We start from the raw sequence: 21,426 nt of genomic DNA, 5'->3' as shown, positions 1-21,426 counted from the left end.
TTCACCTTTGCCGCCACAATCGCTCCCCCAACTGTAGGTGAGCGACCATATCCCCGCTACAATCGCATTGTTACCATTCGCCTTGCTGCATCGTCATGATTACCTTCGGCATAAATGATTTCGGCCTGTTTCTGATGGCTGTCTTGCTACTGAACGCCACTCCCGGCCCGGATACCGCTTATATTGTCGGCCGCAGCGTGGCGCAGGGACGCCGCGCCGGATTACTGTCGGCGCTGGGAATCACGGCCGGCTGCTGCATCCACGCAACCCTGTCGGCTTTTGGCCTGACGGCGCTGCTGGCGGCCTCCGCCACCGCATTCATGGTAGTCAAACTGGCGGGCGGCGCTTACCTGATTTATCTCGGCATCAAGATGTTGCTCAGCAAGAAAGCCGACGTAGACGAAAAGCTGCCGAAACTCGACCTGCGTTCGCACAAGACCATTTTTGTACAAGCCTTGATCACCAATGTGCTCAATCCCAAGGTTATTTTGTTCTTCCTGTCGTTCTTTCCACAGTTCGTGCGCCATGATTCGCCGCATAAGATCGCTGCCTTTTTGCTATTGGGCGCGGCGTTTTCTGTTGTCACGCTGTGTTGGAACAGCGGCACCGCCATGCTGGCCGGAACGTTGACACGCCATGCCAGCAACAATCCGCAGATCAAGCATTGGCTGGAGCGCACAGTTGGCGCCGCCTTTATTGCCTTGGGCATAAAACTGGCTTTGACCAAGAACTAATTTTTAATAACCATCATCCGCAGAATCGACCAGAACCACTTGTGACTTATTCGACCCTAAAAAAAGATTCTCTCGCCTTTAGCCTGTTAGGCGCAGCCCAAGCCATTGCATTAGTACGCGACGGTGCGGCGTTACCCCAGGCGCTGACCCAGGTATTTGCGCAATCGGCTGCACCGGCGCCGACCCGCGGCGCCATCCAGGACATCGCCTATCGCACCATGCGCGGCATCGGCCGCGCTGAAACATTGCTCGCCAACCTCGCGAGCCGGCCGCCGGAACCGACCTTGCTACATTGCCTGCTGTGCGCCGCCTTGTGCCTGCTGGCCGATGTCGACGATCCCGCCTATGAGAATTTCACAGTAGTCGATCAAGCTGTCACTGCGGTCTCTTCCGATCCGCAGATGGCCCACGCCAAAGGCATGGTGAATGCAGTTCTGCGACGATTCCTGCGTGAACGCCAGGCCTTGATCGCAACTGCCATCAAAACGCCGTTCGGCCTGTGGAACTATCCGGTCTGGTGGATCGACCGCATGAAGGCTGCCTATCCGCAGCAATGGCAAGCCATCCTCACTGCCGGCAATATTGCACCGCCGCTGACCTTGCGTGTCAACCGCCGCAAAACCTCCGTAGCGGCCTATCTGGAAACGTTGGCAAGCCACTCTATAACTGCCCGTCAAATCGGTCCTGATGCTATACGCCTGGACAGCGCAATGCCGGTGGCCCAGATTCCAGGTTTCGACGACGGCCTGGCGTCGGTGCAGGACGCCGCTGCGCAACTTGCAGCGCCATTGCTAGACCTGCAGGACGGCATGCGGGTGCTGGACGCCTGCGCTGCGCCTGGCGGCAAGACCGGCCACATCCTGGAGTCCGCCGACGTCGAACTGACTGCGCTGGACAACAATCCTAAACGCTTGCAACGCATTACCCAGAATCTGCAACGCCTGCAACTGCAAGCCAAACTGCAAGCGGGCGATGCCAGCCTGGGCAGCCAAGGCAACGACTGGTGGGATGGCGTCCCCTTCGACCGGATCCTGGCCGATGTTCCGTGTACCGCCTCCGGTATCGTGCGCCGTCATCCCGATATACGCTGGTTGCGGCGCAAGACCGATACCGAGCAACTTGCAACACTTTCGGCAAAGATTCTGGACAATCTTTGGCAGATGCTACGCCCGGATGGTAAATTATTACTTGTAACATGTTCCGTATGGCCACAAGAATCAGAAGCCCAGGCAGTCGCATTTGCCGAGCGGAACAATGCGCGCAGACTGCCTGCGCCCGGACAATTGCTGCCAACCGCCGACGGGGAACATGATCATGACGGCTTGTTTTACGCACTGTTCCAAAAATGCTGACGTTCGTAGAATTCGTAGCGCTCGTAGTGTTACATCCGCAGTGCTGACGCACTTCCGCAATAACTTTTTAACATAACTGAAACCAGTGACACGACCATTGCTTCAATTCATCAGATACTGGCTGCTGGCCCTGCTGCTGGCTTTGTCTTTTAGCCCTGCGTCCAGCTCTGCAGCAGATGGCGTTGAATTGATCCAGGCCCATATCGAAACTGGCGACGATGGCTACAAGTTGTCGGCAACATTTTCATTCGATCTCAACCGCGGCCTGGAAGATGTGGTCAATCGCGGCGTCACGCTGTATTTCACGACCGATGTCGAACTGACGCGCCCCCGTTGGTACTGGTTCGACGAAAAAGCCATCACGGCAACCCAAACCATCCGCTTGCAATACAACGTCATCACGCGCCGTTACAACGTCGCCATCAATGGCAGTCTGCAACAGAGTTTCAACACGCTGGACGATGCCTTGGCGCTGATCCGCCGGCCAAGCCGCTGGCTGATCGCCGACAAGAGCGCTCTCAAGAGCGGCGAGGTCTATCGGGTTGCGGTACGCATGGGCCTCGATCTGGGATTGCTGTCCAAGCCGTTTCAAGTCAACGCCCTCAACAACAGCGACTGGCGCTTTTCTTCCGATTGGAAGAGCTTCAACTACAGGGTGGAATAGCCGTGTCGCGCGCGCTTCGCTATTTGCTGGTGGTCGGCGGCGCCATCGTCAGCATCCTGCTATTCCTGCTTTCTTCGGCATCGGCCAATTCAGATTTTTTCGATAAGCACTATTCATGGCTGCTAGGCATGAATGCGTTGGTGGCGGTAGCCCTGTTTCTGCTGGTCTGCCTGCTGCTGGGGCGTTTGTATAAACGTTACAAGCGCGGCAAATTCGGTTCCCGGCTAACAGCCAAACTGGTGTTCATGTTTGCGCTGATCGGGATCTTGCCCGGGGTTGTGATTTACCTGGTGTCGGTACAGTTCGTATCGCGTTCGATCGAGTCCTGGTTTGACGTCCACGTTGAATCGGCCTTGCAATCCGGCCTGAACCTGAGCCATGCCGCACTTGAATCATCGCTTGCCGACCTTAGTTCCAGGGCGCGCACGCTGGCGTCTGAATGGTCGGATCTCTCGAATTCGGCACAGGCAACCCAGCTAGGACGGCTTAGCGAGCAGAATCTGGAAGCCTCGATCGTCACCGCCAATGGCCAGGTGATCGCCTCCGTCGGTGGCCACCTGGGAACATTGGTACCCAATTTACCATCGCCCAACATGTTGCAGCAGGCCCGCTTGCCACGCGGTTTCTCCGCAATAGAAAGCGATCAGGACAACCCGACCGGCGCCCCCGCCACAGGTAATGAAACCAATGACCTGCGCCTGCACGTGGTAGTGGAAATCCCGGCGCCGCTGAAAAGCTCCACCTTGCAAAACGAAACACATTTTTTGCAAATGATACAACCGGTGCCGACCTACCTCGCAACCAATGCCGAAGCACTCGGCTCTGCCTATAGCGAATATCAAGAACGCTCGCTGGGCCGTTCCGGCTTGCGCAAGATCTACCTGGTGACGTTGACGCTGACCTTGCTGCTGGCGGTTTTCGGCGCCATCGCCAGCGCCTTCCTGATCGCAACCGACCTCGCCAAACCTTTGCTGCTGTTGGCCGAAGGCACCAAAGCCGTGGCCGAGGGCAATCTGTCGCCGCGCCCGATTGTCGCTACCTCGGACGAACTGGGCACCCTGACCCAATCCTTCAACCTGATGACGCGTCAGTTGTACGATGCCCGCGCCACGGTTGAAAAAAATCGCAGCGAACTGGAAAACGCTAAAGCCTATCTGGAATCGGTATTGGCGAATATGTCGGCCGGCGTGATGGTGCTGGATGGCGATTTCCGCCTGGTGACCAGCAACCAGTCGGTAGCACGTATCCTGCAGTACGATTTTTCCCCGCATATCGGCCAGCCGCTCACCATCATCGATGGCCTGGCGCATTTCGCGGAAGTCATCATCAACGCCTTCTCTGAACAAAATGCGCAATTCGCTACCGGCAAGATCGGCCCTGAGCTACTGCACTGGCAACAGCAGATCGAAATCCCGCGGCGGGTCGACAGCGGCGCGAGCAACGATAGCGACGATATCACCTTGCTGGCCCGCGGCTCGCGCCTGCCGGTAGAGAACCGCACCGGCTATGTGGTGGTGTTCGACGATATTTCCGACGTCATCTCCGGCCAGCGTTCGATTGCCTGGGGCGAAGTGGCGCGCCGCCTGGCGCATGAAATCAAGAACCCGCTGACGCCGATCCAGCTCTCGGCCGAGCGCCTGCAAATGAAACTGGAAGACAAGCTGATGTCGCATGATTCAGCTATCTTGAAGAAAAGTACCGATACCATCGTCAACCAGGTGGCCGCCATGAAACGTATGGTGGATGATTTCCGCGATTACGCCAAGACTCCGCCAGCCGTCCTGAGCGAGCTCGATTTGAATGTACTGGTGGCGGAAATCCTGCATCTCTATTTGGCCGGCGACGAACGCGATATGATTCATGCATCGCTGGCAACGGATTTACCCAAGATCATGGGCGACGCCACGCAACTGCGGCAGGTCATCCATAATCTTTTGCAAAATGCCCAGGATGCCGTCATGGATAGAAGCGGCGACCCGATGCCGCCGCGAATCGACCTGGTCACCGAACGTGTCAGCTACCAGAGTTCGGACGGTTTATCGCGCACGGCGGTACGGCTTTCGATTACAGATAACGGCTCGGGATTTTCGCCAAAAATCCTGGCCAGGGCATTCGAACCGTACGTCACTTCCAAGCCGCGCGGCACTGGCCTGGGTTTGCCGATGGTGAAAAAAATCATCGATGAACACGGCGGACGCATCGATCTGCAGAACCGAAGCGACACAAAGGGCGCAAAAATCCTGATTTTGCTGTTAAAGTTAGCGTCGAGTCATGATTCGGCCATAATTTGACGCAGAACATCTGCAAATTGGCAGTTGAGTGATATAGCATGTATCCGATGTATCCGGACGCGGAAATAAAACAACGAGACATCAACAATTTAACTGGACTATCTGAATCGTCCACACAGTGGGATTTGATGCAACAGGAAATGGGAAGGCAACCGCATGGCTAACATCCTAGTCGTTGACGACGAAATGGGAATTCGGGAATTGCTCTCGGAGATTTTAGGTGACGAGGGGCATGTAGTAACCGCCGCGGAAAATGCACAACAGGCTCGCGAGTTTCGTCAGGGCGGCGTACCCGACCTGGTACTGCTCGATATCTGGATGCCTGACACCGACGGCGTTACGCTCCTGAAGGAATGGCAGCGGGATGGCTTGCTAACCATGCCTGTCATCATGATGTCCGGTCACGCCACTATCGACACCGCGGTAGAAGCGACCCGTATCGGCGCGCTGAATTTCCTCGAAAAACCGATCGCCTTGCAAAAACTGTTGAAAGCAGTTCAGCAGGGCTTGTCGCAAGGGCCCAAGACTGCCCGGGCGCCAACCCTGTATCCGCAGCCGGTAACCGCCTCAAGTGAATTGAATGATGTGGTTGCACCTGGCGGCGGTTTTAGCAGTCCGGCATCGTCTGAAACAACCCACATCGCTGCCATGCCATCGGTTGCGGTCGCATCCGAAAGTTTGTTTTCGTCGTCGTTCGGCCTGCCTCTGCGCGAGGCACGCGATGCTTTCGAGCGCGCCTACTTTGAATATCACCTGATCCGCGAAAGCGGCAGCATGACCAGGGTGGCGGAAAAAACCGGGCTGGAACGCACCCATCTGTACCGCAAACTGAAACAACTCGGCGTTGACCCGGGAAAGTTGTCGAAAAAGGGCGGATAGAGGGCAGATAGCGGACGGATAGCGGACGGATAGAAAGCGTATGACCCTCACCACCCTGGTTAGCGGCGGTTCAGCCAATTCGCGCGAAGCCGCCATCCACGTCGCTATAGAGCAAGACCTGGCACGCAACGGCCGCCACATGAGCACGGCACTCATACTGGAAGGCTTGTCCGACGGCAAACTGGCAACAGTTCCCCATGAGCTGGATATCAAGCGGATCGCACCTGGTTGTTTTTGCTGTATCGGCAACCTGACCCTACGCGTCACCCTCAACCGCCTGCTGCGCAAACCGCCGGCCCGGTTATATATCAGCATCGCCGATAGTACGCATCTGGTGCAGTTACGTGATTTCCTGTCTGGCGCCCCATACGACGCTTTCCTCGAGATGACCCCTGACCTTGCCGCCTGATACATTGCCTTTTGGCAATTTACAACTTGTATCAAAAATATCGTGCGGCTGCGCAGCATTTCCTTGCGTATGGACGCAACTTTCTCCGAATTTACCTCTCTAACTCCCGTGCTTCGAACAATCAAAAGAATAAGATCGATAGCACCGCCCTATATACACTCTTTAACAAATCCTATTAGCACTCAACAATAGAGAGTGCTAATATATCCAAGTCAAACGTCTGATCGTTGATCTACCGGCAGCTTTAGCTGGCCGGACAGCAAGGAGAAAGAATGAAGAATCCATCAGTCAACACAGCTTTAATGCCTACCGACACCAACGCCTTGGCGCTCGGCTTTTCCGGCACGCTGGGGAATATCGATGCGTATATCTCGGCAGTCAATCGTCTGCCGATGTTGACACATGACCAAGAAATTTCGCTCGCACAACAATTGCGCGACAAAAACGACCTCGGCGCCGCTCAAAAGCTGGTGCTGTCGCATTTGCGCCTGGTGGTGTCGATCGCGCGCGGCTATCTCGGCTACGGCTTGCCGCACGCTGACCTGATCCAGGAAGGCAATATCGGCCTGATGAAAGCCGTTAAACGTTTTGATCCGGACCAAGGCGTACGGCTGGTGTCGTATGCAATGCATTGGATCAAGGCGGAAATGCATGAATACATTCTGAAAAACTGGCGTCTGGTGAAAGTAGCCACCACCAAAGCGCAGCGCAAACTGTTTTTCAACCTGCGTAGCCACAAGGAAGGCCTGGACGCCATGACGCCGAGCCAGGTGGATGCGCTCGCCAAGACCCTCAACGTCAAGCGCGAAGAAGTGATCGAGATGGAAACGCGTCTGACCGGCCGCGACATCGCGCTGGAAGCGCCGACTGACGACGATGACGACAAATTTGCACCGATCGCCTATCTGTCGACCGACGCGCAAGAGCCCAGCAAAGTGCTGGAAGCGCAGCGCTATGACCGCATGCAGTCGGAAGGCCTGGAATCGGCTTTGAGCAAGCTCGACGATCGCTCACGCCGTATCGTGGAAGCACGCTGGCTGGCCAACGACGACGGTTCCGGCGCCACCTTGCATGAACTGGCGGATGAATTTGGCGTGTCGGCCGAGCGGATCCGGCAAATTGAAGCGGTTGCGCTGAAGAAGATGAAGGGTTCGCTGGCGGCGTTTGCCTGACGAGCCGACTTTTTTTTGTCTGATTGCAAATAGAAAAAGGCAGCCTTGGCTGCCTTTTTTTGTTGCGCGCGCCGTCACGATCGGGCGCCGCACTCGCGAATCACTTCAATAACAATTTCAAGTCATGGGCGATCGGGTCAGCTCCCTGGCCGTGACGTATGAACAGACGGATATGGCCTTCCGGATCAAACACATAGCTCCCGGCGGTGTGGTCCATGGTGTAGCTGCCCGGCGTCTTGCCAGGTACTTTTTGATAAAACACACGGAATTCCTTCGCCACCTTATCGGTCGCCGCCTGGTCGCCATAAAGACCGACAAAACTTGGATCAAACGCCGGCACATAGTGGGACAGCAACTCCTGCGTATCGCGCTCCGGATCAACCGTAACGAACAATACCTGCACCTTGCTTGCCAGCGGCCCCAGCTCCTTCATGACATCGGCCATCTCAACCATGGTGGTTGGACAAACGTCCGGGCATTGGGTGTAACCGAAAAACACTACCACTGCCTTGCCCTTGTAGTCAGCCAGCGTGCGCGGCTTGCCGGTATGGTCCGTCAGGGCAAAATCGCGGGCGTAGCCGAGACCGGTGACGTCGGTATTGATGAACGCGCTGTTGGCCGGCGACAAAGTCATTTCCTGGCCTCCACCTGTCGATTTGTCGCCGCAGGCGGTTAACGACAACACCGACAGCACCATCAGCAGCCCCGCTAAAATCGAGACGACAGGAGTCACACGCTTCATGTTTGCTTTCAAAATTTGAGATAGTGATCGACCAGCAGAGCGGCGAACAGCAACGACAGATAGACGATTGAATACGCGAAAGTCTTGCGTGCAATCAGATCGGTGTAATGCCGGTAAATCTGCCATGCGTACCAGAGGAAGATCAGGCCCAGCACCGCTGCGCAGGCCAGGTAGATCAGGCCGCTCATGCCAACCGCAAACGGCAGCATGGTGGTAGCCACCAAGGCAATCGTATAGAGCAGGATCTGGAACTGGGTGAACTTCATGCCATGCGTGATGGGCAACATCGGCAAGCCGGATTTGGCGTAGTCGTCGCGCCGGTACATGGCCAGCGCCCAGAAATGCGGCGGAGTCCAGACGAAGATGATCATCACCAGCAGCCAGGCTTGCATCGGCACGTCGTTGGCAATCGCCGCCCAGCCCAGAGCTGGCGGCATGGCGCCGGCCAGGCCGCCGATGACGATATTTTGCGGTGTCGCCGGCTTCAGGATGATGGTGTAGATAATTGCGTAGCCGACAAACGTGGCGAAAGTCAGCCACATGGTCAGCGGATTGACGAAGTTGTACAGCACCCACATGCCAAGGCCGCCTATCACGCCGGAAAACACCAGGGTCTGGGGCACGGTGATTTCACCCCGCGCCATTGGCCGCCGTGCGGTGCGCGCCATGCGCGAATCGATTTCACGTTCAACTAGGCAATTGACGGCAAAAGCCGCACCGGCCAGCAGCCAGATGCCGATAGTGGCTGAAATCACACGTTGCCAGTCGGGCAAGCCCGGGGTGGACAGGAACATGCCGATCACCGCACAAAATACCGCCAGCTGCGTAACGCGCGGCTTGGTCAGCGCCCAGTATTGGGCAATTCGATTAGGTGGTATGGTCAAAGCGGTCATGGTTGCGGGTTGAGGCGATCAGCAGTTGGGTGGCTTGGCGCTCCTAAAACCGAGGATACGCGTAAAGCAAGTCTAGCCTTATAGTTTAACATGACCAGCAATAGCAGCAGCAGCGCTGCCCCACCGTTGTGCGCTACGGCAATCGACAGCGGCCAGTTCAGGAAAATAGTAGACAACCCGGTAATCAATTGCAAGCCGACAATGATTAGCAGCCAGCGCCCGGTCTTTTCCAAACCCCGGGTGCGTAAGGCTCTGCAGGCCAGCCAGACGATGAAGGCAATCACCACGAAAGCGAAACTGCGGTGGGTCCAGTGAATCGCGGTCAATGCCTGGAACGACAGGAACTCGCCATCCGCAGTCATGCCCAGATGGCGCCACAGGGTGAAACCATTGGCGAAATCCATATGCGGCACCAATGCGCCGTGGCAAGTGGGGAAGTCGGTACAGGCAAGCGCAGCATAGTTAGTGCTTACCCACCCGCCCAATGCAATCTGCAGCACCAATAACAACATGCCGATCAAGGCCGGCTTTACCAGAGACGTAGCGCTGGCCGCCACCGGAGCATGTGCGCTTTGACGCGCGCCGAGCCAGGTCAGCAACGCCAGCAAGGTCAGGCCAAGCAGCAAATGCGTAGTCACGATCACAGGCTGCAGTTTTTGGGTCACCGTCCAGGCGCCGAAAGCGCCTTGCAGGCAGACGAATAAAAACAGCACGGTTGGAAACCAAGGTGAGAATTTGCTTTCCTGCCCGTTTTTTTGCCCGCTCGCAGAATTTCCAGCCTTAGGCCAACGCAGCCAGCGCATCCAGGCAATCACCATCAAGGCAATGATCAGCACGCCGACACCCATCGCGAAATAACGATGGGTCATTTCGATCCAGGCTTTCATTACTGTCACCGGGCCGTCCGGCATGGCTTCCTGGGCCGCGCTGATATGCACATGCGCCTGCAACGGATTGGAATGTCCGTAGCAACCTGGCCAGTCAGGGCAACCGAGGCCGGAATCGGTCAGGCGGGTGAAGGCGCCGAACATGATCAGGTCAAATGTCAGGAACAGCGTTACCCATACCAGCTTGCGATATTTATTGGTGTCGCTGGAAACCCAGACCACGCAGAACGCCAGCAAGGCAACCAGCAATCCCATGCTGCCGAGCTGAAATAACATTGGTGTTGTCATCGGCTCACCCTATCGCCGAAGCCCGCAGCAACTTGGACAAGTCTTTTTTGACCAGGTTTGGATCGGCATCCTTGGGGAAGCGCATCATCAGATGGCCGAGCGGATCGATCAGGTAGATATGATCGGCGGCGCTGGTGCCGGCCTCAGTCGGCAGCCAGGCTTTCAGCAGATCCGGCTTCACCCGCAACAACCTGGTGCCGTCGTATTCGCGCATCACAATGGTTGGCAGGGGCTGCTCATCGGTAATCAGCCAGACGCGCTCAATCCGTTCCATTTCCTTGCCTTGCATAAGGCGCAGCTGACGCATCTCGAACAGCTTGTCCTGGCAAGCCTTTTGGCATTCGCCGCCATCGACCTGCACCATCAGCCATTTGCCTTTGTAGGCATCCAGGGTGAGCGGCTTGCCGTCCAGCGCGGTGCTGCCCAGTTCGGGGATAGGGTAGTCGCGCGGATCGATCAGCGCGCCGTAGTTATTGCGGCTCTGCGGCTTGATGACGTAGTACGTGAAATAAGACCCGATCATGGGTGCTGCGCATACCGCAATCACCGCGAACAATTTCCAACGGCCGCTCTGGCGCTGCTTGTTTTCAGCCTGATTGCCAGCCGGATTATTATCAGCCGGAACGTTGAGCGGCTGGCTTGTTGGTGTTTTCTGATCCACGTCTAAATCCTGTCACAACAAAAAAAATGAACGCCATCACGGCCAGCGCATACCATTGGAATGCGTAGCCGCGGTGCTTTTCGATACCGAGCGAAGGGCTGGGCCAATCGCGCAGCAAATGATCTTCGGTGTCGCTGGTTTGCTCGATCACGAATGGCTGCAGCTTGAATTTGCTGGCCGCTGCGAATTCGTCTATTCCCAGATTCTGCACAATTGCCCGGGGCTGCGGTGGGGCCGCATCGCCCAGCTGCAAAACATGACCGAAATCGCGCCTGACCAGCCCTTCTATCTCAATCGTGCCGGCCGGCGTCGGGTAGGACGGCACCTTGCTGCGATCCACCGGATCGCGTGGCAACCAGCCGCGCGCTACCAGTACGTAACTATCTTCCCCTGTATTTCCGCCCGTGCCCGGGACCGCAAGTTTGAACGGCATCAGCACATAAAACCCGGCAACACCGTTCAAGGGGCGATTGTCGAGATAAACCGGCCAGCCGGCAATAAATTCACCGCGTAACGCCATGCGCCTATACTCGAGTTGATCGATACCCGGCGATCCGTCGCCGAATTTGACAGTAGCATCGGCTTTGCGTTGCAATAATCTGGTTTCGATCGCCTGCTTTTGATCGCCGCGCCGCGTTTGCCATTGTGCCAACGCTATGCCTAGCACCACCAGAAATACGGTTACCACAAACGGAATCAAGCGAAAACGGAATCTGATTGGCATTACAATACCGCCTTAGTCTCTATTTTCCCGGCCCATAAAATGAAAATCGTCGTTGCCATTGCCTTCATCCTGATCATTGGCAGCCTGTTCTCGGCACTGCTTTTCCTGATGCGCGACAAAGGTAAAAGCAACCGTACGGTACAGGCCTTGACCATGCGTGTCGGCTTTTCTGTCGCTCTGTTCATCCTGCTGCTGGTCTTGTACAAATTGGGGTATATCCAGCCGACCGGGCTGCACTAAGCATTGCATAAGCATTGCGTCGTTGCTGTAGCGCATTGCTCTCGGCAATCCGCAGTAAAAAAGGCCGCACCGAAGTGTGGCCTTTCTTTTATGCGCTTAATTATTGCGCTGAATTTATACCTCTGATCCGCTTTTACTATTACAACCAGTACACCACGACGTACAAGCCAAGCCAGACCACGTCCACAAAGTGCCAGTACCAGGCCGCGCCTTCAAATGCGAAATGATGCTCTGGAGTGAAATGCCCTTTGAGCACGCGATACAGTACCACTGACAGCATGATGGCGCCGATGGTCACATGGAAGCCGTGGAAACCGGTCAGCAGGAAGAATGTGGAACCGTAGACACCGGAGGTCAGTTTCAGGTTGAAATCGCTATACGCTTCAATGTATTCGGCAGCCTGGAAACCCATGAAGGTGGCGCCCAGCACAATCGTTGCGAACAGCCAGAATGCCGTCTTGGCGCGATGACCGGAACGCAAGGCGTGGTGGGAAATCGTCAGCGTAACGCCTGATGTCAGCAGCAGAGCGGTATTGATAGTCGGGATCGGGAACGGTCCCATGGTGCTAAAGGATTCGATCGTACCGGCCGGGCCGGCATTGCCCCAATGCGCGGCGAAGTCTGGCCACAACAGTTTGTTGTCGAGGTCGCCCAGCCACGGCATGGAAATGCTGCGGGCGTAGAACAAGGCGCCAAAGAACGCGGCGAAAAACATCACTTCGGAGAAGATGAACCAGCTCATGCTCCAGCGATACGAGGTATCGATGCGGGCACTATACAGGCCGCCTTCGGATTCACGGATGGAGTCGCCGAACCATTTGTACAGCACGACCAGGAAAGACAAGATGCCGATGACGCACAGCTCAGGGCCCCACACGACGCTATTGACCCACGCTGCGGCGCCAGCCATCGTCGCCAATAGCGCTACACCTCCCAGCACTGGCCACCTGGATGGGCCAGGGACGAAATAGTAGGGTGCACTACCTTGTTGAGAACTCATTTCCATCTCCCGATACAAATTTAAATAATTGCTGTTGTTAGATTTTTCGGAACTTGTTATCTGCGTGGGCAAAAAGCCTGCCCACCCTACCCGTCCATATTGCAGTTTACTTAGCGACAACCAGTTTCACAATCGTGATCAGGATCGCAATAAAAATCAAGGCGCCGAGTATGCCGGCTATCACTACATGCACCGGATTCAAACCGGCTGCATCGCTTTCGTAATCTTTCCTCTTGCGGACCCCGAAGAACGACCAGAATACGGCCTTCATGGTGGCGCCGAATGAGGCTTTGCGGCGACTTGCTTCCTTCAGATCCGACATTTGATACCCCAAGTTGCTCTGCCAGGTTACCTGGATTCAAGTCGCCCTATTCAGGTCGGCTTATCCGGCTGCCCTGCAATTTCAAAAAACGTATAGGACAGCGTTATTACCTTCACATCTTTAGGTATAGCAGGATCTATGTAAAACACCACCGGCATTTCCTTGGCCTGGTTAGGGCCGAGAGTTTGCTGGGTGAAACAGAAACACTCGACTTTCTTGAAGAAAGCCGCTGCCTGCTGCGGTGCATAACTCGGAATCGCCTGTGCATCCATCTTGCGCGATTGCTTGTTCACCACTTCATATACCACCTGCGTCATTTCGCCCGGATGCACCTGCAGGCTGCTGACTGTCGGCCGGAAGCGCCAAGGACCTTGCGAATTACCGTCGAATTCGACAGTAATCGTCCGGGTCTTATCGACCTGGGTATTGGTCGGCGCTTCCACTGTCGCATCTTTCGGCGTCAGAAAATTGACACCGGTAATCTCGCAAATCTTTTTATACACAGGCACCAGGCCATAGCCGAAACCGAACATCATCACGGCAATTACCATCAGCTTGCCGAGCATCTGCCAATTCAGTTTTTTCGTTTCGGCCTTCGCCTCGTTATCCAGAGGATTAGTCATTTACTTGAACCACAACATCTTGACGAAGATCGCGATGAAAAAACTCAAGGCAAGTAGACCTACCAGCAATCCGGTACGTACGTTATTAGGCTTTTTCGGGTTACTCATTTTGGGCAATCGCACAGAGTTGGCGGGCTCACCTGCTACCCGCCGATCCCATTATTTAAAGGTCGGTGGCGTTTCGAAAGTATGGAAAGGCGCTGGGCTAGGCACTGTCCATTCCAGGCCCTCGGCACCATCCCATGGCTTGTCGGCTGCCTTCTTGCCGCCCTTGATCGATGGAATGATCACAAAGAACAGGAAGTAGACCTGGCTCAGGCCGAAACCCAAGGCGCCGATCGAAGCCAGCATGTTGAAATCGGTGAACTGCGCCGGATAATCGGCGTAGCGACGCGGCATGCCGGCCAGGCCCAGGAAGTGCATCGGGAAGAAAGTCACGTTGAACCAGACCAGCGAATTCCAGAAATGGATCTTGCCGCGGGTTTCGTTGTACATGAAACCAGTCCACTTCGGACCCCAGTAGTAATAACCGGCGAACAGGGCGAACAGGGAACCGGCCACCAGCACGTAGTGGAAATGCGCCACCACGTAGTAGGTATCCTGCATCTGGATGTCGATCGGCGTTACCGCCAGGATCAGGCCCGTGAAGCCGCCCATGGTGAACACGAAGATGAAGCCGATCGCGAACAGCATCGGAGTTTCGAAAGTCATCGAACCGCGCCACATGGTAGCGATCCAGTTGAAAATCTTGACGCCGGTCGGCACCGCGATGAGCATGGTTGCGTACATGAAGAACAGCTGCGCAGTCACCGGCATGCCGGTGGTGAACATGTGATGGGCCCAGACGATGAACGACAGGATCGCGATCGACGCAGTGGCGTACACCATCGAAGCGTAACCGAACAATTGCTTGCGGGCGAAAGCCGGGATGATCTGCGACACGATGCCGAACGCCGGCAGAATCATGATGTACACCTCTGGATGGCCGAAGAACCAGAAGATGTGCTGATACATTACCGGATCGCCACCGCCGGCTGCGTTAAAGAAGGAGGTACCGAAGTGACGATCGGTCAGCGTCATGGTGATCGCGCCAGCCAAAACTGGCATCACGGCGATCAGCAGGTAAGCGGTAATCAGCCAGGTCCAGCAGAACATCGGCATCTTCATCAACGTCATGCCAGGCGCGCGCATGTTGAGGATGGTGGTGATGATGTTGATCGAGCCCATGATCGACGATGCACCCATGATATGGATGGCGAAAATCGCCATGTCCATGCCAGGTCCCATTTGCGTCGACAGCGGTGCATACAGGGTCCAGCCGGCAGCGGTTGCGCCGCCAGGAACCAGGAATGAAGTCATCAGCAGCAAGGCAGCCGGCGGCATCAGCCAGAACGAGAAATTGTTCATCCGCGCAAAAGCCATGTCGGAAGCGCCGATTTGCAGCGGGATCATCCAGTTGGCGAAGCCGACGAAGGCCGGCATGATCGCGCCGAACACCATGATCAAACCGTGCATGGTGGTCAGCTGATTGAAGAATTCCGGCTTGAAAAATTGCAGGCCAGGCTGGAACAGCTCGGCGCGGATCAGCAATGCCAGCACGCCGCCAGACAGCAGCATGGTGAAAGAGAACCACAGGTACAAGGTACCGATGTCCTTGTGATTGGTGGCAAACAACCAGCGCCGCCAGCCGTGTGGGTGGTCATGTTCGTGCCCGTGCGCGTGGTCGTCCTGAGAATGACCGGGTGCGTGATCGACTGCGGTAGTGCTCATCTCAATCTCCTAAGTATTACTTACGCGCAGCCAGCACTTCAGCTGGTTGGACAATATTTTCCTGGGCTTTGTTGGACCAGTTGTTACGGGTATAGGTAATCACCGCAGCAATTTCGGTATCCGACAACACGGCTTTCCAGGCAGGCATTTGCATGCTGCCATCGGTTTTGCCGTTTAGCACAACATTGATCTGTGCGGCACGCGGGCCGTTGACGACAGGGTCGCCATCGAGCGGCGGGAATGCGCCGGGTACGCCTTTGCCGGTAGCCTGGTGGCATACTGCGCAATTGGCTGTATAGACTTTTTCGCCGCGCTGTTTCAGCTCGTCGATGGTCCAGGTCTTGGTCGGATCGTCTGCCTGGGCAGCCATTTCCTTTTTCTTGCCATCGACCCAAGCCGTGTAATCGGCTTCGCTCAGGACATTGACAACGATAGGCATGAAGGCGTGGTCTTTACCGCACAGTTCAACGCATTGGCCGCGGTAAGATCCGACCTTCTCTGCCTTGAACCAGGTATCGCGCACAAAACCGGGGATTGCATCCTGCTTGACGCCGAATGCAGGAACAGTCCAGGAATGAATCACGTCGTTAGCCGTGGTAATGATGCGCACCTTCTTGTTGACCGGCACCACCAGAGGATTATCGACTTCGATCAGGTAATTGTCGTTCTTGACTTTGGTCGAATCGACCACTTGTTCATGCGGCGTCGCCAGGTTGGACAGGAAGGAAATACCGGAACCTTCGCCGTTCAGGTAATCATAACCCCACTTCCATTGCATGCCGGTGACCTTGACCGTAATGTCGGCGTTGGACGTATCCTTCATCGCCACTACCGTCTTGGTCGCAGGCAGCGCCATGCCGATAACGATCACGAATGGAATCACAGTCCAGGCGATTTCGACGCCGGTGCTTTCGTGGAAACTGGCCGACTTGTGACCGAGCGATTTGCGATGCTTGATAATGGAGTAGAACATCACCCCGAAAACAGCCAGGAAGATCACCAGGCAAATGATCAGCATCAAATTATGAAGGTCATAGATTTGCTGGGCAATCTGCGTCACCGGCGGTTGAAAGTTCATCTGCAGTACCGCTGGACCACCCGGGCTATCGACCACCGCCCATGACGGCACAGCTGCCGACAAGAGCAATGCACCGAGCATCAACGATATAAGGCGCTTCGCATATTCCATGATTTCCTCAAAAGCCCAAAATTATAATTATGTCAAGCACAAGCCTTTTGGCTGCGCTGTAGCTCCTGCCGCAGCTCCAGAACAAACTCGCGCCGCTTCCATTCCGTCAAAAACTGCCCTACCTCAACCCTGGTGCCAAGCGCTTCAATACCTATGAGGCCCTTGTTTGTCTCGTGCACCGCAATCCGGATTGAACGTAAATCCAGCTTGAATTGTCGAATTTCCTGTGCCTGTATCAACTCCACAAGCAGATAATCGTCCAGCATCGCTATGTGCTCGCGGTCCGTGGCATGTCGGGCATAGATCAGGAATGCGATAGCTACCGCAGACATTTCCAATACCGCAAACAGCAATACGAACCAGGCCCCGCGCAAGGTAAAGCCGATTGCCACGGCAAGCGACGTGGCACAGAGGATCGCATAGAAAAAACCAAGTTGGCGCGGCGCGATTGCGCAGTTACGCCTCAAGTCCCATTCTCGCTTAATCATGATGCACTATCGACACCTGGCAAGTTGCCTATACGCACAAGCTAAAACCTTCGAAGTATAAGGGGTAACCGAAGATGTTATCAAGGAGAATCAAATACGTTATACCAGCCCGGCGTCTACCCGCGGAACCTTGTTTTCACCGCGCTGCGTAGCCGATCAGCTCCCTGAAGAACCACCGCATCATGCCCCGCCTCATATGTTTCATATAAGAAATTTATTATACTAAAATGGGATAAAATCAAAGAAATTGTAGCAAGTTGACAACGCACAACCAACTCCATCATCGCGCGCTCCCCATGCCCGGCAAGGCTTTTCCACCAATCCACAAAAAACAATTGGGGTCAGAGTCGATTTATTCCTACCAACCCGCAGCCATTTCAAATTGGCTTTTCAGACACTTATAAAGAGACCGACATCAGGGCCTCAAATAGGCATAACCTTGCGCCTGCAAATCGGCTAGCAACACAACCGCACCTTTATCCGCGATTGTAAAATCAGGTAGCAGATCTTTTAACGTGACATTCTGCGCTTTCATCGTATTGATGCAGGCACTCAGCACCAACCCCATTTTTGCCAGTTGGGCGGCATGCAGGCTGAATTCCGGGCTTGCCTGCGCCGAGTGAAACGCTTTGAGCGCCGCGCCATGTATGACCAGATTGATTTTCACTTTGTCCGGCCCACCCATGCCATCGTAATGGTTTTGAATATTGCCAAGTACGAAAGCGACCTTATCAAGGTCGCTCAGGTGATACGCGACCTTGGCCTTATCCACGTTTGCCGCATTTGCACGTGACGCGGTTCCTGCAAGGACTGCAGCCGCACCGATCGATGAAAACATTGTCCACAAAATATTGCGTCGCTGCATATTGGCCTCGATTAGATCAGGTCGGCCAGCGGATGATCCTTCTCTGACCATGGGTTGTCGAAAAAGCCGTTGCCCCAATCGTTGGTGACAGCGGCCAAAGTTGCAGGTTGCCAATGCGGCTGGCGATCCTTGTCGATAATCAGCGCCCGGATACCCTCTGCGAAATCGGTGCGGGCGGCGCAATGCAGGGAAACCACATATTCCAGCCGAAACACTTCTGCCAGCGACATATGCCGCGCCCGCTTTTGCAAGGCATGCGACAACCAGGCAGATGCAGGACTACCCGCTACCAGCGTCGCGATTCCTTTTTGCAGCCAGGGATCTTCCGTCTTCAATTCAACAATATTGTTCACCACCTCGGCCAGGGTCGGCGCACTGCATAGCTGGTTGATCAATTCAAAATGCTGATGCAACGGTGTCGGCCCTGTAACCCGCGCTTCTGCGCCTTGGCACTCGGCATGTTGCAATACCAGGCTCAACAGGACATCGTCCTGCTGGCCATCCCATGGCTGGGTTAACAATGCCGCAAGCACCGGCTGTTTTTGCGCCTGGTTGATTTGATGGTCGGCCAGTCGCGCAAAAATGGCGTCGGCCGCACCAATCGAGGCGCCGCTCAAAGCCAGGAACAAGCCGATCTGGCCCGGCATGCGATTCAGGAACCAGGTGCCGCCGACATCCGGATACAGGCCGATCGTGATCTCCGGCATGGCTAGCCGTGATTTCTCGGTCACCACGCGATGGCTGGCGCCTGCCATCAAGCCGATCCCGCCGCCCATCACGATGCCGTGCCCCCAGGCCAGGATCGGCTTGGGATAAGTATGGATCAGATAATCCAGCCGATATTCTCGCTCGAAAAAATCGCAGGCGTAAGTATTGCTGCGGATATCCTCTTGTCCACCAGCCGCATGTTGATCCAGCATGGTGCGGTACAAACCCTGCAAATCGCCGCCGGCGCAAAAGGCCTTTTCGCCGGACGCCTGCAACACCACCATCGCCAGCTGCGGATCGGCGGCCCATGCGCGCAATTGGTGATCCAGCAGATCCACCATTTCCAGCGATATCGCATTCAGCGTCTTTTCGACATTCAACGTGGCGATGCCGATGCGTTTGCCGTTATCGGTCGTCAGTTCTTCAAACAGGGCTGGCGCTGCAGCTGCGGTTACATTTACTTCTGCTTTCATTGATTGCTCCAGACAGCGGGACGTTTTTGCAAGAAGGCATTCACGCCTTCCTTTTGATCCTGAGTGTCAAACAGGTCGAGAAACAATTCGCGCTCCACCGGCAGCAAGTTCGCCAGTGGATTGCTGCGCGCGCCTTGAATCAGCTTCTTGCAGGCAGTGACGCTGGACGGACTTTGCTTCGCGACTTGTTCGGCCAGCGCCAAGGCGCGCTGCCTGGCCTCGCCTTTTTTTACCAACTCCTCGACCAAACCGATGCGTAGTGCCGTTTCGGCATTGACCCGTTCGCCACACAAGATCATACGCTTGGCCCAGCCTTCGCCAACCAGCCACGGCAGATTCTGCGTGCCGCCGGCGCAAGGCAACAAACCCACCGCGGCTTCCGGCAACGCCATCTGCGCATGCTCCTCGGCGATACGCAAATCGCAGGCCAATGCACATTCCAGACCGCCACCCATGGCGTAGCCGTTGATGGCAGCGATGGAGACGCCGCGGAAGCTGGACAAGGTCTCAAAGGCCTCGCCAAAACGGCGCGCCATCTCCCGCGCCATGACTTTGTCGCCATCGGCGAACAGTTTCAAGTCGGCGCCGGCGCAAAAGAATTTTTCCCCGTCGCCGGTCAGCACCAGGCTGTAGATATTTTTATCCAGGTTCAGTGCCTGCACCAGCCGCGTCAAATCGCGCAAGGCGTCGCCGGTCCAGGTATTGGCAGGCGGATTTGCCATCGTGACGACCGCAGTGTGGCCGATGATTTCCAGCCGCAGGTTGGTGTAGGTGTCGGTAGTGCAGGTAGCATTACTCATCGGATGTCCTCATTGGATGCGTTGCTCAACAACTGGCGGGCAATGATCACCCGCATGATTTCATTGGTGCCCTCCAAGATTTGATGCACACGGACATCGCGGAAATGGCGCTCCAGAGGGTACTCGCGAATGTAACCATAACCGCCGTGAATTTGCAGTGCTTCGTTACAAATCTGGAACCCGATGTCGGTGGCAAAGCGTTTCGCCATCGCACAGTATGTTGTCGCATTCGGATCTTTAGCGTCCAGCTTGCAAGCGGCCAGGCGCACCATCTGGCGCGCGGCAACCAGCTCGGTCTGCATATCGGCCAGCTTGAATTGCAGTGCCTGGAAATCCGACAGCGGCCGGTTGAATTGCCGACGCTGGCTCATGTACGCATGCGCTGCATCCAACGCGGCCTGGGCAGTGCCGACCGAGCAGGTGGCGATATTAATACGGCCGCCGTCCAGGCCGCGCATGGCCAGGCGGAAGCCTTCGCCCTCCTGCCCCAGCAGGTGATCGGCAGGAATCCGTACATTGTCGAAGCTGATGGTGCGCGTCGGCTGGCTATTCCAGCCCATCTTTTCTTCCTTGCGGCCATAGCTGATACCTGGTGTATCGGCGGGCACCACAAATGCCGACACCCCATGCGCGCCACCAGCGCCGGTGCGTGCCATCAGAACCAGGACGTCGGTAGCGCCGGCGCCTGAGATAAACGCTTTGGAGCCGTTGATCACATACTCGCCATTAACTAACTGCGCAGTGGTTTTCAAGGATGCGGCATCCGAGCCCGAGCCCGGTTCGGTCAGGCAGTAGGAGCCAAGCTTTTGACCGCTCGCCAGTTTCTCGCACCAGCCTGCGCGTACCGCCGGCGTGGCCCAGTTGGCGATCATCCAGCTCACCATATTGTGAATCGTCAGGTAAGCCGTAGTCGATGTGCAACCGCGCGCCAGTTCCTCGAATACGATGGTAGCGTCCAGCCGCGACAAACCCAGGCCGCCCACTTCTTCCGGCGTATACAAACCACAGAAACCCAACTCGCCAGCCTTGGCGATGACATCGGTAGGGAAGATGGCTTCAGCATCCCATTTGGCTGCATGCGGCGCCAGCTCTCCGGCGGCAAAATCACGCGCAGTCTGTTGAAATGCGCGTTGATCTTCTGATAATTCGAAATTCATGGTGGTTTGTCTCCAAGGCTAATGGGTGTCCGTATTACTGCTATCGGTTACTGCTGTCAGCAATATCTATCTCCGCAGAATAGCAATAATTGACG

At 55.7% G+C, this 21,426-nt stretch carries 23 protein-coding genes; 8 read left to right on the top strand and 15 right to left on the bottom strand.

Going from position 1 to position 21,426, the window contains the following annotated elements:
- Positions 1-95: 95 nt before the first annotated feature.
- The 7 genes from BM205_RS09325 to rpoH all read left to right on the top strand — a co-directional run bounded on the left by BM205_RS09325 (position 96) and on the right by rpoH (position 7,501).
- On the top strand, positions 96-734 hold the full coding sequence (locus BM205_RS09325; RefSeq protein ID WP_092414223.1) for a LysE family translocator: 639 nt from the start codon (positions 96-98) through the stop codon (positions 732-734).
- A gap of 41 nt (positions 735-775) precedes the next feature.
- On the top strand, positions 776-2,086 hold the full coding sequence (rsmB, locus tag BM205_RS09320; protein ID WP_092414222.1) for a 16S rRNA (cytosine(967)-C(5))-methyltransferase RsmB: 1,311 nt from the start codon (positions 776-778) through the stop codon (positions 2,084-2,086).
- An 85-nt stretch (positions 2,087-2,171) separates the two neighbouring features.
- Positions 2,172-2,750 carry a DUF4390 domain-containing protein gene (locus tag BM205_RS09315; protein WP_175511218.1) on the top strand — a complete coding sequence of 193 codons (579 nt, stop codon included), beginning with the start codon at positions 2,172-2,174 and terminating at the stop codon, positions 2,748-2,750.
- Between the two features lie 2 nt (positions 2,751-2,752).
- On the top strand, positions 2,753-5,041 hold the full coding sequence (locus BM205_RS09310) for a sensor histidine kinase (protein WP_092414221.1): 2,289 nt from the start codon (positions 2,753-2,755) through the stop codon (positions 5,039-5,041).
- 156 nt (positions 5,042-5,197) lie between these two features.
- On the top strand, positions 5,198-5,920 hold the full coding sequence (locus BM205_RS09305; protein ID WP_092414220.1) for a response regulator: 723 nt from the start codon (positions 5,198-5,200) through the stop codon (positions 5,918-5,920).
- A 40-nt stretch (positions 5,921-5,960) separates the two neighbouring features.
- Positions 5,961-6,329 (top strand): GTPase, encoded by a 369-nt coding sequence (locus tag BM205_RS09300; protein ID WP_092414219.1) that lies wholly within the window; start codon positions 5,961-5,963, stop codon positions 6,327-6,329.
- A 272-nt stretch (positions 6,330-6,601) separates the two neighbouring features.
- The gene (gene rpoH / locus BM205_RS09295; RefSeq protein ID WP_092414218.1) at positions 6,602-7,501 is read left to right on the top strand and encodes an RNA polymerase sigma factor RpoH; all 900 of its coding nucleotides are present in this window, start codon (positions 6,602-6,604) and stop codon (positions 7,499-7,501) included.
- A 100-nt stretch (positions 7,502-7,601) separates the two neighbouring features.
- Here rpoH and BM205_RS09290 read toward each other — a convergent pair whose 3' ends face one another.
- From BM205_RS09290 to BM205_RS09270, 5 genes are read right to left on the bottom strand one after another with little or no spacing between them, the layout of a single operon-like run.
- Positions 7,602-8,243 (bottom strand): SCO family protein, encoded by a 642-nt coding sequence (locus BM205_RS09290; protein ID WP_092414217.1) that lies wholly within the window; start codon positions 8,241-8,243, stop codon positions 7,602-7,604.
- An 8-nt stretch (positions 8,244-8,251) separates the two neighbouring features.
- Entirely contained in the window at positions 8,252-9,136 is an 885-nt protein-coding gene (gene cyoE, locus BM205_RS09285) for a heme o synthase (RefSeq protein WP_092414216.1), read from the bottom strand.
- Positions 9,133-10,311, bottom strand: coding sequence for a COX15/CtaA family protein (locus BM205_RS09280; RefSeq protein ID WP_092414215.1), 1,179 nt, complete (start codon positions 10,309-10,311; stop codon positions 9,133-9,135). The genes cyoE and BM205_RS09280 overlap by 4 nt, the downstream gene beginning before the upstream one ends.
- Before the next feature lie 4 nt (positions 10,312-10,315).
- Positions 10,316-10,972 carry an SCO family protein gene (locus BM205_RS09275; RefSeq protein WP_175511217.1) on the bottom strand — a complete coding sequence of 219 codons (657 nt, stop codon included), beginning with the start codon at positions 10,970-10,972 and terminating at the stop codon, positions 10,316-10,318.
- Positions 10,926-11,696: an SURF1 family protein gene (locus BM205_RS09270; protein ID WP_092414214.1), complete on the bottom strand. Its 771-nt coding sequence runs from the start codon at positions 11,694-11,696 to the stop codon at positions 10,926-10,928. Before BM205_RS09270 ends, BM205_RS09275 begins: the two co-directional genes overlap by 47 nt.
- A gap of 39 nt (positions 11,697-11,735) precedes the next feature.
- Between BM205_RS09270 and BM205_RS09265 the strand changes: the two genes are divergently transcribed.
- Positions 11,736-11,936, top strand: a complete 201-nt coding sequence (locus BM205_RS09265) for a twin transmembrane helix small protein (protein WP_092414213.1) — start codon at positions 11,736-11,738, stop codon at positions 11,934-11,936.
- Positions 11,937-12,075: 139 nt separating this feature from the next.
- On the opposite strand, the gene BM205_RS09260 is transcribed toward BM205_RS09265, so the two are convergent.
- The 10 genes from BM205_RS09260 to BM205_RS09215 all read right to left on the bottom strand — a co-directional run bounded on the left by BM205_RS09260 (position 12,076) and on the right by BM205_RS09215 (position 21,331).
- On the bottom strand, positions 12,076-12,942 hold the full coding sequence (locus BM205_RS09260) for a cytochrome c oxidase subunit 3 (protein ID WP_092414212.1): 867 nt from the start codon (positions 12,940-12,942) through the stop codon (positions 12,076-12,078).
- A gap of 100 nt (positions 12,943-13,042) precedes the next feature.
- Positions 13,043-13,258 carry a DUF2970 domain-containing protein gene (locus tag BM205_RS09255; protein WP_092356017.1) on the bottom strand — a complete coding sequence of 72 codons (216 nt, stop codon included), beginning with the start codon at positions 13,256-13,258 and terminating at the stop codon, positions 13,043-13,045.
- Between the two features lie 50 nt (positions 13,259-13,308).
- The gene (locus tag BM205_RS09250) at positions 13,309-13,881 is read right to left on the bottom strand and encodes a cytochrome c oxidase assembly protein (RefSeq protein ID WP_092414211.1); all 573 of its coding nucleotides are present in this window, start codon (positions 13,879-13,881) and stop codon (positions 13,309-13,311) included.
- A 159-nt stretch (positions 13,882-14,040) separates the two neighbouring features.
- On the bottom strand, positions 14,041-15,651 hold the full coding sequence (ctaD, locus tag BM205_RS09245; RefSeq protein WP_092414210.1) for a cytochrome c oxidase subunit I: 1,611 nt from the start codon (positions 15,649-15,651) through the stop codon (positions 14,041-14,043).
- 16 nt (positions 15,652-15,667) lie between these two features.
- Positions 15,668-16,840: a cytochrome c oxidase subunit II gene (gene coxB, locus BM205_RS09240; RefSeq protein WP_092414209.1), complete on the bottom strand. Its 1,173-nt coding sequence runs from the start codon at positions 16,838-16,840 to the stop codon at positions 15,668-15,670.
- Between the two features lie 32 nt (positions 16,841-16,872).
- Positions 16,873-17,328, bottom strand: a complete 456-nt coding sequence (locus BM205_RS09235; protein WP_092414208.1) for a DUF2244 domain-containing protein — start codon at positions 17,326-17,328, stop codon at positions 16,873-16,875.
- Positions 17,329-17,743: 415 nt separating this feature from the next.
- The gene (locus tag BM205_RS09230; protein WP_254783813.1) at positions 17,744-18,244 is read right to left on the bottom strand and encodes a DsrE family protein; all 501 of its coding nucleotides are present in this window, start codon (positions 18,242-18,244) and stop codon (positions 17,744-17,746) included.
- Positions 18,205-19,374, bottom strand: a complete 1,170-nt coding sequence (locus tag BM205_RS09225) for an enoyl-CoA hydratase/isomerase family protein (RefSeq protein ID WP_092414206.1) — start codon at positions 19,372-19,374, stop codon at positions 18,205-18,207. Before BM205_RS09225 ends, BM205_RS09230 begins: the two co-directional genes overlap by 40 nt.
- Positions 19,371-20,174, bottom strand: coding sequence for an enoyl-CoA hydratase (locus BM205_RS09220; RefSeq protein ID WP_092414205.1), 804 nt, complete (start codon positions 20,172-20,174; stop codon positions 19,371-19,373). Before BM205_RS09220 ends, BM205_RS09225 begins: the two co-directional genes overlap by 4 nt.
- On the bottom strand, positions 20,171-21,331 hold the full coding sequence (locus BM205_RS09215) for an acyl-CoA dehydrogenase family protein (RefSeq protein ID WP_092414204.1): 1,161 nt from the start codon (positions 21,329-21,331) through the stop codon (positions 20,171-20,173). The genes BM205_RS09220 and BM205_RS09215 overlap by 4 nt, the downstream gene beginning before the upstream one ends.
- Between the last annotated feature and the right edge of the window lie 95 nt (positions 21,332-21,426).

This window comes from Collimonas sp. OK307, assembly GCF_900113705.1.
Taxonomy (GTDB): domain Bacteria; phylum Pseudomonadota; class Gammaproteobacteria; order Burkholderiales; family Burkholderiaceae_D; genus Collimonas.
Note: the sequence above shows the minus strand (reverse complement) of the source record. Positions and strands in the feature narration are given on the sequence as shown.

Bases quoted from the DNA above. Each gene is read 5' to 3' on its own strand.
- BM205_RS09265 (WP_092414213.1), top strand. From the start codon at position 11,736: ATGAAAATCGTCGTTGCCATTGCCTTCATCCTGATCATTGGCAGCCTG.
- BM205_RS09220 (WP_092414205.1), bottom strand. From the start codon at position 20,174: ATGAGTAATGCTACCTGCACTACCGACACCTACACCAACCTGCGGCTG.
- ctaD (WP_092414210.1), bottom strand. From the start codon at position 15,651: ATGAGCACTACCGCAGTCGATCACGCACCCGGTCATTCTCAGGACGAC.
- BM205_RS09290 (WP_092414217.1), bottom strand. From the start codon at position 8,243: ATGAAGCGTGTGACTCCTGTCGTCTCGATTTTAGCGGGGCTGCTGATG.
- BM205_RS09255 (WP_092356017.1), bottom strand. From the start codon at position 13,258: ATGTCGGATCTGAAGGAAGCAAGTCGCCGCAAAGCCTCATTCGGCGCC.
- cyoE (WP_092414216.1), bottom strand. From the start codon at position 9,136: ATGACCGCTTTGACCATACCACCTAATCGAATTGCCCAATACTGGGCG.
- coxB (WP_092414209.1), bottom strand. From the start codon at position 16,840: ATGGAATATGCGAAGCGCCTTATATCGTTGATGCTCGGTGCATTGCTC.
- BM205_RS09230 (WP_254783813.1), bottom strand. From the start codon at position 18,244: ATGGTCAGAGAAGGATCATCCGCTGGCCGACCTGATCTAATCGAGGCC.
- BM205_RS09235 (WP_092414208.1), bottom strand. From the start codon at position 17,328: ATGATTAAGCGAGAATGGGACTTGAGGCGTAACTGCGCAATCGCGCCG.
- rpoH (WP_092414218.1), top strand. From the start codon at position 6,602: ATGAAGAATCCATCAGTCAACACAGCTTTAATGCCTACCGACACCAAC.
- BM205_RS09250 (WP_092414211.1), bottom strand. From the start codon at position 13,881: ATGACTAATCCTCTGGATAACGAGGCGAAGGCCGAAACGAAAAAACTG.
- BM205_RS09305 (WP_092414220.1), top strand. From the start codon at position 5,198: ATGGCTAACATCCTAGTCGTTGACGACGAAATGGGAATTCGGGAATTG.
- BM205_RS09300 (WP_092414219.1), top strand. From the start codon at position 5,961: ATGACCCTCACCACCCTGGTTAGCGGCGGTTCAGCCAATTCGCGCGAA.
- BM205_RS09260 (WP_092414212.1), bottom strand. From the start codon at position 12,942: ATGGAAATGAGTTCTCAACAAGGTAGTGCACCCTACTATTTCGTCCCT.
- BM205_RS09325 (WP_092414223.1), top strand. From the start codon at position 96: ATGATTACCTTCGGCATAAATGATTTCGGCCTGTTTCTGATGGCTGTC.
- BM205_RS09215 (WP_092414204.1), bottom strand. From the start codon at position 21,331: ATGAATTTCGAATTATCAGAAGATCAACGCGCATTTCAACAGACTGCG.
- BM205_RS09270 (WP_092414214.1), bottom strand. From the start codon at position 11,696: ATGCCAATCAGATTCCGTTTTCGCTTGATTCCGTTTGTGGTAACCGTA.
- BM205_RS09225 (WP_092414206.1), bottom strand. From the start codon at position 19,374: ATGAAAGCAGAAGTAAATGTAACCGCAGCTGCAGCGCCAGCCCTGTTT.
- BM205_RS09280 (WP_092414215.1), bottom strand. From the start codon at position 10,311: ATGACAACACCAATGTTATTTCAGCTCGGCAGCATGGGATTGCTGGTT.